This is a genomic window from Streptomyces sp. NPDC046900, from assembly GCF_040644975.1.
Taxonomy (GTDB): Bacteria; Actinomycetota; Actinomycetes; order Streptomycetales; family Streptomycetaceae; genus Streptomyces.
On record NZ_JBEYXD010000005.1, the window covers coordinates 229,764 to 245,454 of the forward strand.

Below are 15,691 nucleotides of genomic sequence, written 5' to 3' on the forward strand. Positions count from 1 at the left end.
GCGGAAGGGCCTCGCTGTCGGACGGCCGGGTGCGCCTGGGCACTGGGACGCCGGGCCACCGGGCGGAGAGGACCAACGGGACGCCGGGCCGGTGAGCCCTGGGCCCGGGACGCGGGGGCCAGAAAGCCGTGCCTCGGGCGCCGGGCGACCTCGGCTTCGGCCGCCGGGCGCCCGGGATGCGTCTGGTACTGGGCCGGGAAGGTTCGGGCCGCTGGGGCATCGGGGGGAAGGGACCTCGCTGTCAGACAGCCGGAGTGCGTCTGGGCACCGGGCCCCTGGGCCACCGGGCGGAGAGGACCGGGCCCGGGGCGCCGGGCCGGTGAGCCCTGGGCCCGGGACACGGGGCGCAGAAAGCGGTGCGCCTCCGGCGGCGGGCCGCCACGCCTTCGGCCGCCGGAGGCCGGGCGGTCGGGGTGCGCGTGACCACCGGGCCTGAGGGGTTGGGGCCGCCGCCCCGGGGCGCAGAGGCCTCGCCTTCGACCGCCGGGGCCGGGCGGCCGGAGTGCGCCTGGCGCCGGGCCGCTAGGGCTTGGGCCAGGGACTCCGCGCCGGTGAGCCATGGGCCTCGGACGCCAGGCCCAAAGAGCCGTGCGTCTCGGACGCCGGGCGGACGGCGGACGCACCGGTCCGACGTACCGCGACCGTGCGTGTACCGGCTGTCAGGGTGTCGCCGGGGCCGAGTTCTTTGTGTCGGTGGGGCCCGCGGTGTCGTCTCCCGAGGTGGCCAGCCATGCGCCGACTCCGATGGCCGCGAGCAGCGTCGCCGTCGCCGCGCCCAGTGCGATCCGGCGGCGGCGGGCCTGCGCCCGGTGGCGGGCCGAACCCGGGCGGGGTACGCCCGCGGCACGGGGCGCGCGTGCCGTGCCGCGGGCGCCACCCGCCAGCTCGTCCGGCCCCGGCACTCGCATCGACGTGTGGGTGTCCCGGTTGGAGTCCGTCTTGGCCCCCGGGACCAGCGGCACCGCCCCCCGCCGGGCCGGCGCCACCGCGGGGTCACCCGGCGCCGCCGCCTCGTGCGGCTCCTCCACCGGCTCCGTGTCCGGCTCGTCCACCTCCAGCGGCGGCATCCCGGCCAGCAGCGGCAGTTGCTCCCGCAGCCGTGCGGCGAGCTCCGAGGCCCGCAGCCGGGACGCGGGCGCCTTCGCCAGGCACTGCAGCATCAGCTGCCACAGCTCGTCCGGGATGCCAGGGAGGGGGACGACGGTCTCGGTCACATGCCGGCGCAGCACCGCGCCCGGGTGGCCCCCGCCGAACGGCGTGAAGCCCGCCAGGAGCTCGTACAGGACCGTCGCCAGCGCGTAGATGTCCACGGCCGCCCTCGGCGGCAGTCCCTCGACTATCTCCGGGGCCAGGTAGTCGGGCGTGCCGATGATCTTCGTGGCCCGGGTGCGGCGCGGCGAGTCGATCAGCTTGGCGACGCCGAAGTCGGTCAGCAGTGCCGGGTGCGCCCCGCCGGGACCCAACGGGCCCTGCATGTCGAGCAGCACGTTCTCCGGCTTGACGTCCCGGTGCACGATCCCCGCCGCGTGCGCCGCGGCGAGCCCGTCGGCCACATCGGCCACGATCGCCACCGCCGCCTCGGGCGCAAGGCGGCGCTCCCGGTCCAGGCGGGTGCGCAGATCGGTGCCCCGGACCAGGTCCATGACCAGCGCCAGGTCGTTGCCGTCGACCACCAGGTCCCGTACGGACACCACGTGGGGATGGTCGAGCCCCAGCAGCGCCGTGCGCTCCTGGACGAAGCGGCCCACGAGCTCCTGGTCGGACGCGAGGTCCTCCCGCAGCATCTTGATGGCGACGGGCCCTTCCGGCCCCTCGCCCAGCCACACCGTGCCGGCGCTTCCCCGCCCCAGGATCTGGTTAGCGGTGTACCGGCTGCCGATCTTCCGTGCCAAGACTGCTCCTACTGGGGACGCGTGTTGCCGACGCTGCGCCGTTCCGGGGCCGTTCTGCCGCGGCGGACGCCGCGATTCCCGGACCCGGTCGACAAAACTACGCGTCCGAAGGGGCAACCTTCACCGCCGAAGCGGAAATCACCCTTCAGGTGTCGACAAATCCCCAAAGTCGAAGCGTTCTCAGGTCACTTCGAACGTCCGGCGCTCAGGGCGTGTTGCCACTGGTGCCGCTGTCACCGAGCTTCCCGATCCATCCGGTCACGGAGGAGAACCAGTCGCTCAGCTGCGCCCAGTACGACTTCGACGTCCCGATCCAGTGCTGCAGGGGGCTGAACTCCCACACCAGCCACCCGGCGACGAACAGGATGACGATCGTGAACAAACACCCCTTCAGGCAGCCGAGTCCCGGGATCTTCATCGGGTTGGCGCCGCGCTGACGCGGCGGCCGCGGCTCGCGCGCCGGACGCGGGGCCGGCTGCTGCGGCGCGGGCGCGTAGCGCTGCTGCTGGTGCTGCGGCGCGGGGGCGTACTGCTGCCGCTGGGACGCGTACTGCTGGGGCTGCTGCCGCTGCGGATGCCCGTATCCGGGGGCGGGCTGCTGCTGCGGCCGGTTGACCTGCCGCTGCGGACGGCGGCGCAGCGGGTCCTCGGCGGGGTCGAGGTACTGGACCTGGGTCTGCTCGTTGCGGTCGCGGGCAGCGCGCAACTGGTTCTGCCAGGGGTGCGGATCCTCCTGCCCGGACTGTCCGCCCTGCTGGTTCTGCGACATCGGCGGCATGACGGCCGTCGGGTCGGCCGCGCCCCTGTTCGGCAGGACGGCGGTGGGGTCGGCGGCGCCGAAGGGGCCCGAGGTGTGCGGCAGGACGCTCGTCGCCGCGTTCGGGTCGTATCCGGCGGCGCCCTGCGGCAGGACCTGCGTGGGGTCGGCGGAGCCGGGGACGGTGGCCGGCGAGGGGTCCGGCGCGAGCAGCGCGGCCACACCCTCCGCCGCGGCGATCTGCGCGGAGTTCGCGTGCACGCCGACACCCTCGGCGACCACCCGCAGCGCCCGGGCGAGGTTCTCGGCGCTGGGCCGCTCCTCCGGCTTCTTGCGCAGGCAGCGCTCTATGACCGTCCACAGCGGGTCGGGGACCGTCGACGGGCGGCGCGGCTCGGCGCTCAGGTGCTGGTGGAGCACCTCCAGGGCCGATCCGCCGCCGAACGGAGGACGCCCGGTGACCAGCTCGTACAGCAGGATGCCGGCGCCGTAGACGTCGACGGCCGAGGTCTGCGGACTGCCCTCGGCCGACTCGGGGGCGACGTAGGCGGGCGTACCCACGAACTCGTGCGTGCGCGTGAGGCCGGGTGAGTCGGCGAGCCGGGCGATGCCGAAGTCGGTCAGCATCGGGTGCATCTCGCCGCCGTCCTGCTTGAGCAGGACGTTGGCGGGCTTCAGGTCGCGGTGCACGACGCCGTCCGCGTGGCTCGCGGCCAGCGCGTCGGCGATCTGCGCGGTGAGCAGGGCCGCGCCGACAGGTGTGAACGGGCCGTTCTCGCGGAGGTGGCGGTGCAGGTCGGGGCCGTCGACGAGGTCCATGACCAGCGCCAGCAGATCACCCTCGACGACCAGGTCCCGCACTCGCACGATGTTCGGATGGGTCAGGCGGAGCAGGACGGACCGTTCCCGCAGGAACCGCATCACGACGTCCGGGTCGCTTGCCAGCTCCTCCTTGAGAACCTTGATCGCCACAGTCTCGCCGGGCTGGCCCGCGACGGCCGCCTCGGCGCCCGCGGCCTCGCGCTGGCGGGCTCGCCAGACGGTGCCCGTGGCGCCGCGTCCGAGCGGCTCCTCGAGCAGGTATTTGCTGCCTACCGGCCGCACGTCATGCGCTCCCTGCTGCTTGCTTGTCCGGTCCGTCCACCGCGCTACCGGTGTTCCGTCCCACTGTAGTGCCGCAGATCCTGGCACGCGGGTGTCGGCGGTCCTTGCTCGTACCACCGCTTTCACAGCCAAGGACGTCGGTGAGCACGTCAGCGTTCCCCTTCCTTCCCTGTGGTTCCCGGTCGCCCCTTCCCTGTCGTTCACAGGTCTCCGAACGGCCTGCCCGCGGACACCTACGCGTGGGGGTTTCCCGGGAGAGGGCCCACTGGGCGAGCGCCGAGAGGCGACCTCGCGGGGCCGGGGCACGGCGGCCGTCTTCCGCCACTGTCTGCCGTCACGGCTGCAGCCGTGAGCCGTGAGCGCCGCGAGCCGCTGTCACGGTGTGCCACCGGCGACGGATCACCGAGGAGCTCCAAGGAGCACTGCCGCCCAGGCGCGGCAGCCGTTTCGCCGCGCTTCGCACATGTGGTGTACGGACGGGCATCCCGTACACGTTCGATGAGGAGACGCTCGCTTCGGTGCACTTGGTTGCCGGGATCGGACGTGACCGATCTCAAGCGGACACCTGCTGGGCACTGGTCAGGCACTTTTGCGGGCAGAGCCGACCAATCAAGATCACTTGACGGCGGGCGACGGGCGCGCTGTCGGTGGCAGGTGCGAGGATGCTTCCCGTACCGGCCATGTGCTCGTGCGCGGTGGGGGGAAGTCGCGGTGGGGGACCGCGACGCAGCCCCCCTCCCCGTCCGCGGGCGCCCGTGCAGAAGGGACCACTGACGGCGATGCAGATCCGGCTGACCGTCGTAGACCCGCTGGGCACGCCCCCGGAGCCCCGGGCGCGCGCCGCGAGCTGCGATGTGCTGGTCACCGCGCCCGCCGGGACGGCGCTGGCCGCGGTCGCTTCGGGACTGGCCTCGGCGGTCGGCTCGGCCGGGGCCGCCGTACTGCCCGAGCGCGGTCGAGAGCCCGCGGGAGCCGCCGTCGCGCTGTACGCGGGCGCGGAGCGGCTGGACGCACAGCGCTGCACGCTGGGGGAGCCGCCGCTGCTGGACGGCGCGGTGCTGACCCTCGGCGCCCCCGCCGACCCGGGCCCCGAGCCCGACGAGGACGCGGCACAGCTGCACGTGGTCGCGGGCCCGGACGCGGGCGGCGTGCATCTGCTGCACGGCGGCGTGATCCGCATCGGCCGCTCCGCCGACGCCGACGTCCCGCTGGACGACCCAGACGTCTCCCGGTTGCACTGCGCCGTCACGGTCGCCGCCGACGGCACCGTCTCGGTCGCCGACCTGCACTCGACCAACGGCACGGTGCTGGACGGCAGGCCGGTGACCGACCACCCGGTGCGCTTCACCCCCGGGGCGCTGCTGCGCCTCGGGGAATCGGCCCTGCGGCTGGCCCCACCCGGCGGTGTACGGGCCGTGGGCACGGCGCCGGACGGGGAAGGACATGTGCGGGTCCTCGGCGAGGAGGACCCGGAAGACCCGGCCGCGCCCGCACCAGCGGCGACCGTCCCGCACGCGCGCGTGGTGACCGGAATGGGGTCGGCCCCGGGCATCACCGCGGCCTCCGGCGCCGACCGCGCCCCGGGGGCCGGACGCCCCTCCCCCGGCACCGGGTCCGCCCCGGCCGACAGAGCAACAGGAGACACCCATCACGGCTTCGGCGTCACCACCTGGGGGGCCTCCGGCGGGGCTGCCCCAGGGGCCCAGGAGCACGCGCCCGTGGAGCCGCCCATCCCGACACCGGTGGTACCGGTCCAGGCCGGGGCCCCGCTGATCGAGAGCCGGGACCCGGTGGCCGGGGACAGTACGCGCAAAGGCACCCCGCCGCGCGGGACGGACGTGCCGCCGGGGGTACGCAGGCGCGGTGGCCTCACCGCGTGGGCGCGCCGACTGGCCGGAGGTCGCGACGATCAGGGCGGCAGCGGGCTGGAGGCGTACGGCAAAGGCGTGGCTGCGCAGGCGCTCGCACCCCTTGCTGCCCCGGGCCGGGAGAAGTGGCCCGACCCCGCGACCCTGCTGCTGAACGCGCTCGGCCCCGGACCCCGGCTGTGGGAGCGCGGCCCTGAGCATCCGGAGTCGCTGACCGTGCGGCTGGGTACGGCCGACCGAGCAGCGCCCGACGGTTCGGGGCTGCTGTCCGCGGTGCCCGTCACCGCCGATCTGCGCGAGGTCGGTGCGCTGGGGCTCGCCGGCCCCCGGGAGCGGCTGGCCGGGCTGACGCGCGCCATGGTGGCCCAGCTCGCCGCGCTGCACTCGCCCGACACGCTGGAGCTGGTCCTGATCAGTGCCGATCGCTCCCGCCCGCTGGAGGAGCGCACCGCCGACTGGTCGTGGCTCGGCTGGCTGCCGCACCTGCGCCCGGCGCACGGCCAGGACTGCCGGCTCCTGCTGGCGTACGACCGCGAACAGGCCACGGCCCGCACGGATGAGCTGCTGCGCCGCCTGGAGGACCACTTCACGGACCCGGACGGCCTCGCCGGCACCCCCCATCGGACCGCCCTCGGCGACCACCGCACAGCCCGTCCGGCCGCTCCCGGCGGTCCGGCGGCCGGGCGGGGCGCCCGTCGCCCCTCCTGGGCGCGGGACGACGCCCAGAGGGACGGCGCCTTCTCCGGGCCCTGCACCGTGGTGCTCGTGGACGGCGACCCTGGCGGTGCCGATGTCCGCGAGGCCGTGGTGCGGCTGGCCGAGCAGGGAGCGCGGGCCGGAATCCATGTGGTCTGCCTGGCCGAGGCTCCCCCGGCCTCGCCCGCCTCGCCGGTCACGGAGACGTACGAGGCGGCCTGCGCGGTCTCCCCGGCGTTCCGCGCATGCGGGGCCGTCGCCCTGCTGAGCGGGGACGTGGCCACCGCGCTGCGGCTGCTGCGGGTCGCACCCGGGGACGGTGCGGACGCCGTGCGCGCGCTGCGCGCCCCGGTGGGGCACGGCACCGTCGCCGCGGTGGACGCGGTGTCCCCGGCGTGGGCGGAGCGGTTCGCGCGGGCGCTGGCCCCACTGCGGACGGACGGCGGCGGGGACCGGCAGGTGCGGGTCTCTGCGCCGCTGCCCCAGGCGGCGCGGCTGCTGGACGAGTTGGGCCTGGCACGGGCCACCCCCGCGTCCCTGATGGCGCGTTGGGCCGACGCCGTGGACGACACCTCGGCGCCGGGCGGGCGCGGTTGGGCGGTGCTCGGTGCCGGCCCGCGCGGCCCGGTGTGCCTCGATCTGGCCGCCGAGGGGCCGCATCTGCTGGTCGAGGGTCCACCCGGCAGCGGTCGTACGGAGCTGCTGCGTTCGATCGCCGCGTCGCTCGCCGCGGCCGAGCGCCCGGACCGGCTGGGCATCGTGCTCGTGGACGGCCGCGATTGCGGCGGGAACGGCGGCTCGGGCGGGGAGGGCCTCAAGGTCTGTACGGATCTGCCGCACGTCACCACGCATCTGGCGGCCAACGACCCGGTGCGGATGCGGGAGTTCGCTCAGGCGCTGAGCGCCGAGCTGAAGCGGCGGGCCGAACTGCTGGGGGGTCTCGACTTCGCCGAATGGCACACGCGGCAGGAGGTGTCGGCGCGGATCGTGCCGCAGCGGTCGGAAAGCGCGGCCCCGGGCGACCTGGACTCACCACCGAGCACGACGCTCCGGCTGCGTCCCGCGGCGACGCGGCAGCAGACCGAGGCGCGGCCGACGCCTGCCCGCCTTGTCGTGCTGGTCGACGACCTGGACGCGCTGCTGTCCCCGGCCCTCGGATCGCCGGGCCGCCCGGCGGCAGGATCGGTCGTACGGGCCCTGGAGGCCGTGGCGCGGGACGGAGAGCGGCTCGGGGTGCATCTCGTGGCCGCCGCCGGCCCGGGCGGACGGACGGCCGAGTGGGAACCGGCCCGCGCGGCCTCACTGCGGGTGACGCTGGACGAGGTGTCATCGGGCCCGGAGGAACCCGCGCCGGGCCGGGGGCGGTTGACGCGGGCGGACGGCAAGGTGACGCCCTTCCAGGGCGGGCGGATCACGGGGCGTATCCCCCGCACGGCGACGCTGCGCCCGACGGTGGTACCGCTCGAGTGGCACCGCATGGGCGACCCGCCCGCCCGGCGTCCCGTCCGCGAACTGGGCAACGGACCCACGGACCTGGCCCTGCTGGCGAGCGCGCTGGAGAGGGCGGCGCGCTCGGTGTCGGCGGCAGAGGTGCCTTCGCTGTTGTAACGCCGGATGCCATGTGTCCGGCTTGCGCCGAGTGACGCCTGCGTGGCGCGCCCGAGGAGCGGAGGCGCGTCCATCTGGCTGGTGATCCCGTCGGCCGTCTTCTTCGCGTTCCAGCGGCAGTTCGTGAAGGGCTTCATGGCGGACGCTGCCAAATAGCGCGTTCGGTACGGCGGTTCAGGGGTGGGCCGGCACCCGATCCACCCCTCGCCGTTCACCTGGGGTTTCCTTCGCCGTTCCCCCCGAATGCCACATCCGGCGTAACCAAAGCGGCCCATCGACCGTTTCCGGGCAGTATGCCCGCGTCGATCCCATGGATGCCCCTTGCCCAGGTTCAGTGTCATCGTCCCCGCGTACAAGGTTCAGGCGTACCTGCAGGAATGCCTTATGTCCGTGCTGGAACAGTCGTACGCGGACTTCGAGTTGATCGCTGTCGACGACGACTCTCCCGACGCCTGCGGGGCGCTCATCGACGAGTTCGCCGCCCGTGACGCCCGAGTCCGCCCGCTGCACCTGCCGCGGAACGTGGGGCTCGGCCAGGCCCGCAACGCCGGGCTGCGGCAGGCGACCGGCGACTATGTGCTCTTCCTCGACGGTGACGACGCCCTGACCCCGGGCGCACTCGGGGATGTGGCCGACCGGTTGGCACAGACCTCGGACCCGGACGTCCTTGTCTTCGACTACGCCCGTACCTACTGGACCGGGAAGACCGTCCGCAACCAGCTGGCCGGCCTGCTCACCGAGAAGGGCCCCGCGCCCTTCCCCCTCGACGACCGCCCTGGCCTGCTCTCCCTGCTGATGGTGGCCTGGAACAAGGCGTACCGCCGCGACTTCGTCGAGCGCGAGGGCTTCACCTTCCCGCGCGGCTACTACGAGGACACCCCGTGGACGTTCCCGGTGCTGCTCACGGCGGACACCATCGCCACCCTCGACCGGGTCTGCGTCCACTACCGCCAGCGCCGCCGTGGCAGCATCCTCGGCTCGACCAGCCGAGCGCACTTCGACGTCTTCGACCAGTACGACCGGGTCTTCGCGCACCTGGACGCGCACCCCGCGCTCGCCCACTGGCGGCCAATCCTGTTCCGCCGCATGGTCGACCACCTGGCCACCGTCTACGCCCGGCGCGGCAGGCTTCCCCGGGACAGCCGCGCCGAGTTCCTGCGTCTGGCCCGAGACCACTACCGCCGCCACCGGGTCCCGGGCGCCCCGCTCCGGGCGCGCCATCTGCTGATCCGCCTGGGCAGCCATCACACCTACCGCCTGGTGTCGTCGGCGTCCCGGTTGGGGCGCGGCGCACGGCGCCTGGCCGCCGGGGCGGGCAGGCAGTTGGCCGCCGCCGCGCTCCAGACGCACTACCGCATCCAGCTCCGCCTTCCGCTGCGCACCGACCGGGCCGTGTTCACACGGGACGCGGGAGGCAGGTACGGCTGCAACCCGGGCGCCCTTGAGTCCGCGTTCCGCAACCTGCTCCCGCACATCCGCACCGCGTGGATCGCACAGCCCGAGCACCACCACACGATCCCGGTGGCCACCCAGCGGATCCGGCCCGGATCGGCCGCGTACTGGACGGCGCTGGCCCGCTCCAAGTACCTCGTTCACAACGCCGACTTCGAACCCCGCGTGGTCAAGCGCCGGGGACAGGTCCTGATCCAGACCCGGCAGGGCACCCCGGTCAAGCGCATGGGCCTCGACCTCCAGGACCGTCCGGTCGCCGCCCGCGGCTGCGACTTCGGACGGATGCTGCGCTCGGCCGACACCTGGGACTTCGTCGTGTCCGGCAACCGCCACTCCACCCTCGTCTGGGAGCGCGCCTTCCCGTCCGGGTTCACCACACTCGAGTACGGCCTCCCCCGCAACGACGTCTTCGCCCGCGCGACCTCGGCGGACGTGGCCCGGCTGCGCCATACGTTCGGCATCCCCGAGGGCTCGGTGGCCGTCCTGTACGCGCCCACCCACCGCGACTACCGCACCGACGGACGCCCCGCCCTCGACCTGGAACGCTTCCTGCGCGAACTCGGCCCGGGGTTCGTACTGCTGACCCGTACGCATCCCGCGTACGGCGAGGCCCCGGCGCGGCCCGCCGGCGGCCGGGTGATCGACGTCACCGGCCACCCGAGCGTGGAGTCGGTGTGCCTGGCCTCGGACGCGCTGGTCACCGACTTCTCCTCGCTGATGTTCGACTACGCCAACCTCGACCGGCCGATCGTCGTGTACGCGGACGACCGGGAGACCCACGAGGCGACCCGCGGCACCTGTTTCGACGTGCGCGACTGTCCGCCGGGCGCACTCGCGCGCGACGAGGACGAACTGATCGACATCTTCGCGACAGGCCACTGGCGCGGGTCTCGTTCGGCACAGCTGCGCAGGGTGTTCCGTGAGCGCTTCTGCCGGTACGACGACGGGCGCGCCGCCGAGCGGATCGTGCGCCGGGTCGTGCTCGGGGAGAGCGCCTGGCTGCCGTCGATCGTCCCCCTGGCGGACCGGCGCCCGGTCCCGTCCGCCGCGCTGGGCGTGCAGGCCGCACCCCTCACCAGCGTCCCGGTGCCCGGCCGCCGCATGCCGGTCGCCGAGCACCTCTGACCCCGAGACCCCGACACCCGGAGTTCCGCATGCCGCGCAGGCCCACACCCACCCGGCCCGTCACCTGCCGCCCCGCCGGGCGGCCGGGACGCTGACGACCGACTCCCCGACACGCTGGCCCCGGCACAGCGACCGGGGCCCGAGAGAAAGAGCAGAATGCCCCGCTTCAGCATCATCGTCCCTGCGTTCGGCGTCGCCGGCCGGCTGTCCCAGGCACTGGACTCCGTCCTCGCCCAGTCGTTCGGCGACTTCGAGCTGATCCCGGTCTGCGACGCCCCCGGTTCCCCGGCGGGCACGGTCGCCGGCACGTACGCCGAGCGGGACAACCGGATCGTTCCGCTCACCTCGCCGCCGGCCGGCGGCCTGGGCGTGGCCAGAAGCGCCGGGGCGGAAGCGGCGACCGGGGGCTATCTGCTGTTCCTCGACGGGGACGACGTCCTCAAGCCCGGCGCCCTCGCGGCGGTCGACGCGCGCCTGACGGAGACCGGCGAGGTGGACGTCCTCTACTTCGGCCATGAACGGGTCCCCTGGTGGGAGGGTGCGGCGTACGCTCCCCCGCTCGGCGAGACCCCCGAGGGCGCCTTCAGCCCCGATCGGGCCCCGGAGCTGACCTGTGTGGGCGTCCCCGCGTGGAGCGCCGCCTACCGACGCGCGTTCGTCGCCGGTCACCGGCTCGCCTTTCCGGCCGGTCACTTCACCGACATCGGCTGGGGCGGCAGGGTCACGCTCGCCGCCGAACGCCTGGCCGTGCTGCGCTCGGTCTGCGTACGGCATCTGATGCGCCGCCAGGGCAGCCGGCTGCACAGCCCGGGCGAGCATCAACTCGGCCTCCTCGACCAGGTGGACGCGGTGCTCGCCCGGGCCGCCGAAGTCGCCCTGCCCGCGGAGCGGTTGCGACCGCTGTTCGAGCAGCTCTTCGGCGAGGTGCTGCGGACCGCCGCGCATCCCGAACGGCTGCCCGCGCAGCTGCGCCGGGTCTTCTTCCGGCGGGCGTCACGCCTCTATCGCCGCCACCGCCCCGCCGGGTACCACCCGCCCGCGGGCAGCGTCGGGGTGCAGCACCGACTGCTCGCGGCCGGTGCGTACAGCGCGTTCCACACGCTGCGCGGGGTGAGCCTGGGCACGGCGAAGGCGGCTCGGAAGGTCCCGGTGCCGCGTAGGCCGCGCACTCGCCTCCGGTACGCGCTCGGGCTGCGCCGGCCGCTCGATCCGAACCTCGCCGTGTACTGCGCGTACTGGGGCCGCGGCTACGCCTGCAATCCGGCCGCGATCCACGCCAAGGCCCGCGAACTCGCCCCGCACATCCGCTCGGTGTTCCTGGTCGAGCCGGACGCGGTGGACAGCCTGCCGGAGGACATGGAGTACGCGGTGATCGGCAGCCGGACGTACTGGGACGTGCTCGCCCGCGCCACGTACCTGGTCAACAACGCCAACTTCGCGGACGGTGTGGTCAAGCGCCCCGGCAGCGTCCATCTGCAGACCCAGCACGGCACCCCGCTGAAGAAGATGGGCGTCGACCAGTCGACCTACCCGGTGGTCGCCGCGGCGACCGGCAGCTTCACCAAACTGCTGGCCAGGGTGGACCGCTGGGACTACAACCTCTCGTCCAACCGGCACTCCACCGAGATGTGGGAGCGCGCCTTCCCGGGCTCCTACGAGACCCTCGAGTACGGGTATCCACGCAACGACGTCTACTGCACCGCGACCGCCGAGGACGTCGCCCGCATCCGCCGCGAGCTGGGCGTGCCCGAGGACAGGAAGGCCCTGCTGTACGCGCCCACGCACCGCGACCACAGCACGGGCTTCCGAACGCGCCTCGACCTGGAGGCGTTCTGCGAGGCGATCGGCGACCAGTACGTCGTCCTGCTGCGCGCCCACTACTTCTACGACCAGGGCGCGGCGGGAAGCGGCGGCCGGATCATCGACGTCACGGGGCACCGCTCCTCCGAGGACGTCTGCCTGGCCTCGGACGCCCTGATCACCGACTACTCGTCGATCATGTTCGACTACGCCAACCTCAACCGCCCCATCGTCGTCTACGCGGACGACTGGGAGGTGTACCGGGAGATCCGGGGCGTCTACTTCGACCTGATGGAGGCACCCCCGGGACGGGTGGCGCACTCACCCGCGGAGCTGGCGGCCGTCTTCCGGGACGGTTCCTACGCGGACGGGACCGCGGCGGGCCTGCGCGCCGCCTTCCGTGAGCGCTTCTGCCAGTTCGACGACGGACGTGCCGCCGAGCGCGTGGTGCGCCGGGTGCTGCTGGGCGAGCCGCCCGAGTCGATCCCGCCGGTGATCCCGCTGGCCGAGCGCATCCCGGCTCCGGCCCACACCCTCGTGAGGAGCTGATCCCGTGCCCCGTTTCAGCGTCATCGTCCCCGTCTTCAAGGTGCGGGGCTTTCTGCGCGAATGCCTCGACTCGGTGCTCGAGCAGTCGTACGCCGACTTCGAGGTGATCGCCGTCGACGACTGCTCGCCCGACGGCTGCGGGGCGATCCTCGACCAGTACGCCGAACGGGATCCGCGCCTGCGTGTGCTGCATCTCCCGCAGAACGCCGGTCTTGGCCGGGCGCGCAACGCCGGGATGCCGTATGTCACCGGGGACTACCTACTCTTCCTCGACAGCGACGACACGCTCACCCCGGGCGCACTGCGCGCGATCGCCGACCGGCTCGAGGAGACCCGGGATCCGGACGTGCTGGTCTTCGACTACGCCCGCACGTACTGGTGGGGCGGCACCCGCCGCAACGCGCTGGCCCGGGTGCTGGCCGAAGCCCGCGAGGGCACCTTCACCGCCGCGGAGCGCCCCGAGATCCTCGAGCTGCTGATGGTGGTGTGGAACAAGGCCTACCGACGGGACTACGTCACCGAGCACGGCTTCAGCTTCCCGCCGGGGTACTACGAGGACACGCCCTGGACCTTCCCCGCCCTGCTCAGCGCCCGGCGGATCGCGACCCTGGACCGGATCTGCCTCAACTACCGGCAGCGCCGCCAGGGCAGCATCCTGTCCACCACCAGCCGCAAGCACTTCGACATCCACGACCAGTACGAGCGGGTCTTCGCGTATCTCGACGCCCACCCGGAGCTGGACCGCTGGCGGCCCTGTCTGCACCGCAAGATGGGCGAGCACTGTCTGGACGTCCTCGCCAAGCCGGGCCGGCTGCCCGCGTCCGCCAAGGGCGAGTTCTTCCGCCGCACCGCCGAACTCTTCCAGCGGCACCGCACGAGCGAGCCGGTCCCCGCCGGACTCCGCGTCCTGGAGGGCGGTTACGCCCGCTACCTGGCCCGGCAGCGGGCCGCCGCCGGCGCTGCCGCGTCCGGCCGGCTGGGCCGGCGGGCCCGCGGGGTGGCGGCCGGGCGGGCCAAGCGCGCCTGGACCTGGGCACACCAGCAGCGGCCCCTGGACCCGGAGCTCGCGGTGTACTCGGCGTTCTCGCACCGCGGTGTCCTCGGTGATCCCGCCGCGATCCACCACGCCGCCCTCGAACTGGCGCCGCACATCAGGAACGTGTGGGTGGTGCGCGAGGACCAGGCCGAGCACCTGCCTCCGAACGTCGAGTACGTCCTCCTGGGCTCGCTGGCCTACCGGCAGGTCACCGCGCGGGCCACGTACTTCGTCAACAACGTCAACTGGCCCCCGTCGCTGCTCAAGCGCCCCGGCAGCGTGCACATCCACTCCCACCAGGGCACGCCGCTGAAGTACATGGGGGCCGACCTGCTGGGCAAGCCGGGCGCCCGGCACGGCCTCGACGTGCCGCAGATGCTGCGCCGCGCCGACCGCTGGGACTACAGCCTCGTCGCCAACCGCCACTCCGAGCTGGTGTGGGACCGCGCCTACCCGTGCCGGTTCACCTCGGCGCGCACCGGCAGCCCCCGCAACGACGTCCTTGTGAACGCGAAGCCCGGCGACGGAGCGGCGTTCCGGTCGCGGCACGGCATCCCGGTGGACCACACGGTCGTGCTGTACGCGCCGACCCGCCGCGACCATGTGCGGGGCGGCCATGCGGAGCGCTTCGACCTGGCCCGGTTCGCGGAGGACCTCGGAGAGGGCCACACCCTCGTCGTACGGCTGCACCCGTCGCTCGCCGACGGCCCGGCCCGCGGGATGGGGACGGCCGAGCTGCACCGCAGGGGCGTGCTGGTGGACGCCACTGACGAGCCGCACGTCGAGGAGGTGATGCTCGCCTCGGACGCCCTGGTGACGGACTACTCGGCCCTCATGTTCGACTACGCCAACCTGAACCGGCCGATCGTCGTGCACGCCGACGACTGGGGTGCGTACACGGCGAGCAGGGGCGCGTACTTCGACATCACGGCGAACGCGCCGGGGCATGTCTCGCGTTCGTACCGGGAGCTGTCCTGGCTCTTCGCGTCGGGGAGCTGGCGGGACCCGGACGCGGCGGCGCTGCGGGCCGCGTTCCGGGCGCGGTTCTGCGAGTTCGACGACGGGCGGGCGGCCTTGCGGGTGGTGCGGACGCTGATGCTGGGCGAGCCGGACGTCCCGGCCACGATCCCGGCGCCCGCGGCGGGCGAGAGGGACGTGCTGACCTCGACATGACGAAGCGCCCGGGCCGGGAGGAGGTTCCGGCGCCGGGCGCGGCACGTGCGCGGCCTCGTACTCCCGCTCAGGTGTACGAGGCCGCGCACGGATCGGCCGTGGGATTACTCGATGACGAGCTCGACCGGGATGTTGCCGCGGGTGGCGTTGGAGTAGGGGCAGACCTGGTGGGCCTGCTCGACCAGCTTGCGGCCGGTCGCCTCGTCCACGGACTCCGGCAGCTCGATGTGCAGGGTGACCGCGAGGCCGAAGCCCTCGCCCTGCTTGCCGATGGTGACCTCACCGGTCACAGCGGCGTCGCTGACGTCGACCTTCGCCTGCCGGCCGACCACGCCGAGGGCGCCGGCGAAGCAGGCCGCGTACCCGGCGGCGAACAGCTGCTCAGGGTTCGTGCCCTGGCCGCTGCCACCCATCTCCACCGGGATGGCCATCTGGAGGTCGAGCTTGCCGTCGGAGGTGACCGCCCGCCCGTCGCGGCCGTGTGTGGCGGTGGCGACAGCGGTGTAGAGCGCGTCCATGGAAAACCATCCCTCTCGAAATCATGTCCGTCGGCCGGCCCTTCCGTCCGTCCGGGCGGCCTCACGAGATGAGTACAGCACACAATTCAATTGGGCACAACTAAATGGCCCCT

7 protein-coding genes and 1 pseudogene are annotated in these 15,691 nt (G+C 73.7%); 5 read left to right on the forward strand and 3 right to left on the reverse strand.

The features are described 5' to 3' along the window. Nucleotides 1-659: 659 nt before the first annotated feature. Both ABZ904_RS07910 and ABZ904_RS07915 read right to left on the reverse strand, forming a co-directional pair. A complete protein-coding gene (locus ABZ904_RS07910) occupies nt 660-1,892 on the reverse strand; it encodes a serine/threonine-protein kinase (RefSeq protein WP_361821811.1) in 1,233 nt (410 codons plus the stop codon). Nucleotides 1,893-2,097: 205 nt separating this feature from the next. Next, nucleotides 2,098-3,753, reverse strand: coding sequence for a protein kinase (locus ABZ904_RS07915; RefSeq protein ID WP_360991358.1), 1,656 nt, complete (start codon nt 3,751-3,753; stop codon nt 2,098-2,100). 779 nt (nt 3,754-4,532) lie between these two features. Between ABZ904_RS07915 and ABZ904_RS07920 the strand changes: the two genes are divergently transcribed. The 5 genes and pseudogenes from ABZ904_RS07920 to ABZ904_RS07940 all read left to right on the forward strand — a co-directional run bounded on the left by ABZ904_RS07920 (nt 4,533) and on the right by ABZ904_RS07940 (nt 15,060). Next, nucleotides 4,533-7,925, forward strand: coding sequence for an FHA domain-containing protein (locus tag ABZ904_RS07920; RefSeq protein WP_360991756.1), 3,393 nt, complete (start codon nt 4,533-4,535; stop codon nt 7,923-7,925). Nucleotides 7,926-7,988: 63 nt separating this feature from the next. Beyond that, a pseudogene (locus ABZ904_RS07925) lies at nt 7,989-8,081 on the forward strand (carbohydrate ABC transporter permease); the annotation flags it as partial. Nucleotides 8,082-8,246: 165 nt separating this feature from the next. Next, the gene (locus ABZ904_RS07930; protein ID WP_360991355.1) at nt 8,247-10,502 is read left to right on the forward strand and encodes a bifunctional glycosyltransferase family 2 protein/CDP-glycerol:glycerophosphate glycerophosphotransferase; all 2,256 of its coding nucleotides are present in this window, start codon (nt 8,247-8,249) and stop codon (nt 10,500-10,502) included. A gap of 156 nt (nt 10,503-10,658) precedes the next feature. Then, a complete protein-coding gene (locus tag ABZ904_RS07935) occupies nt 10,659-12,851 on the forward strand; it encodes a CDP-glycerol glycerophosphotransferase family protein (protein ID WP_360991351.1) in 2,193 nt (730 codons plus the stop codon). A 4-nt stretch (nt 12,852-12,855) separates the two neighbouring features. Beyond that, a complete protein-coding gene (locus tag ABZ904_RS07940) occupies nt 12,856-15,060 on the forward strand; it encodes a CDP-glycerol glycerophosphotransferase family protein (RefSeq protein WP_361821815.1) in 2,205 nt (734 codons plus the stop codon). Between the two features lie 104 nt (nt 15,061-15,164). Here ABZ904_RS07940 and ABZ904_RS07945 read toward each other — a convergent pair whose 3' ends face one another. Then, complete coding sequence (locus tag ABZ904_RS07945; RefSeq protein ID WP_359396993.1) at nt 15,165-15,578, reverse strand: organic hydroperoxide resistance protein; 414 nt, start codon at nt 15,576-15,578, stop codon at nt 15,165-15,167. Between the last annotated feature and the right edge of the window lie 113 nt (nt 15,579-15,691).

Bases quoted from the DNA above. Each gene is read 5' to 3' on its own strand.
- ABZ904_RS07920 (WP_360991756.1), top strand. From the start codon at position 4,533: ATGCAGATCCGGCTGACCGTCGTAGACCCGCTGGGCACGCCCCCGGAG.
- ABZ904_RS07935 (WP_360991351.1), top strand. From the start codon at position 10,659: ATGCCCCGCTTCAGCATCATCGTCCCTGCGTTCGGCGTCGCCGGCCGG.
- ABZ904_RS07945 (WP_359396993.1), bottom strand. From the start codon at position 15,578: ATGGACGCGCTCTACACCGCTGTCGCCACCGCCACACACGGCCGCGAC.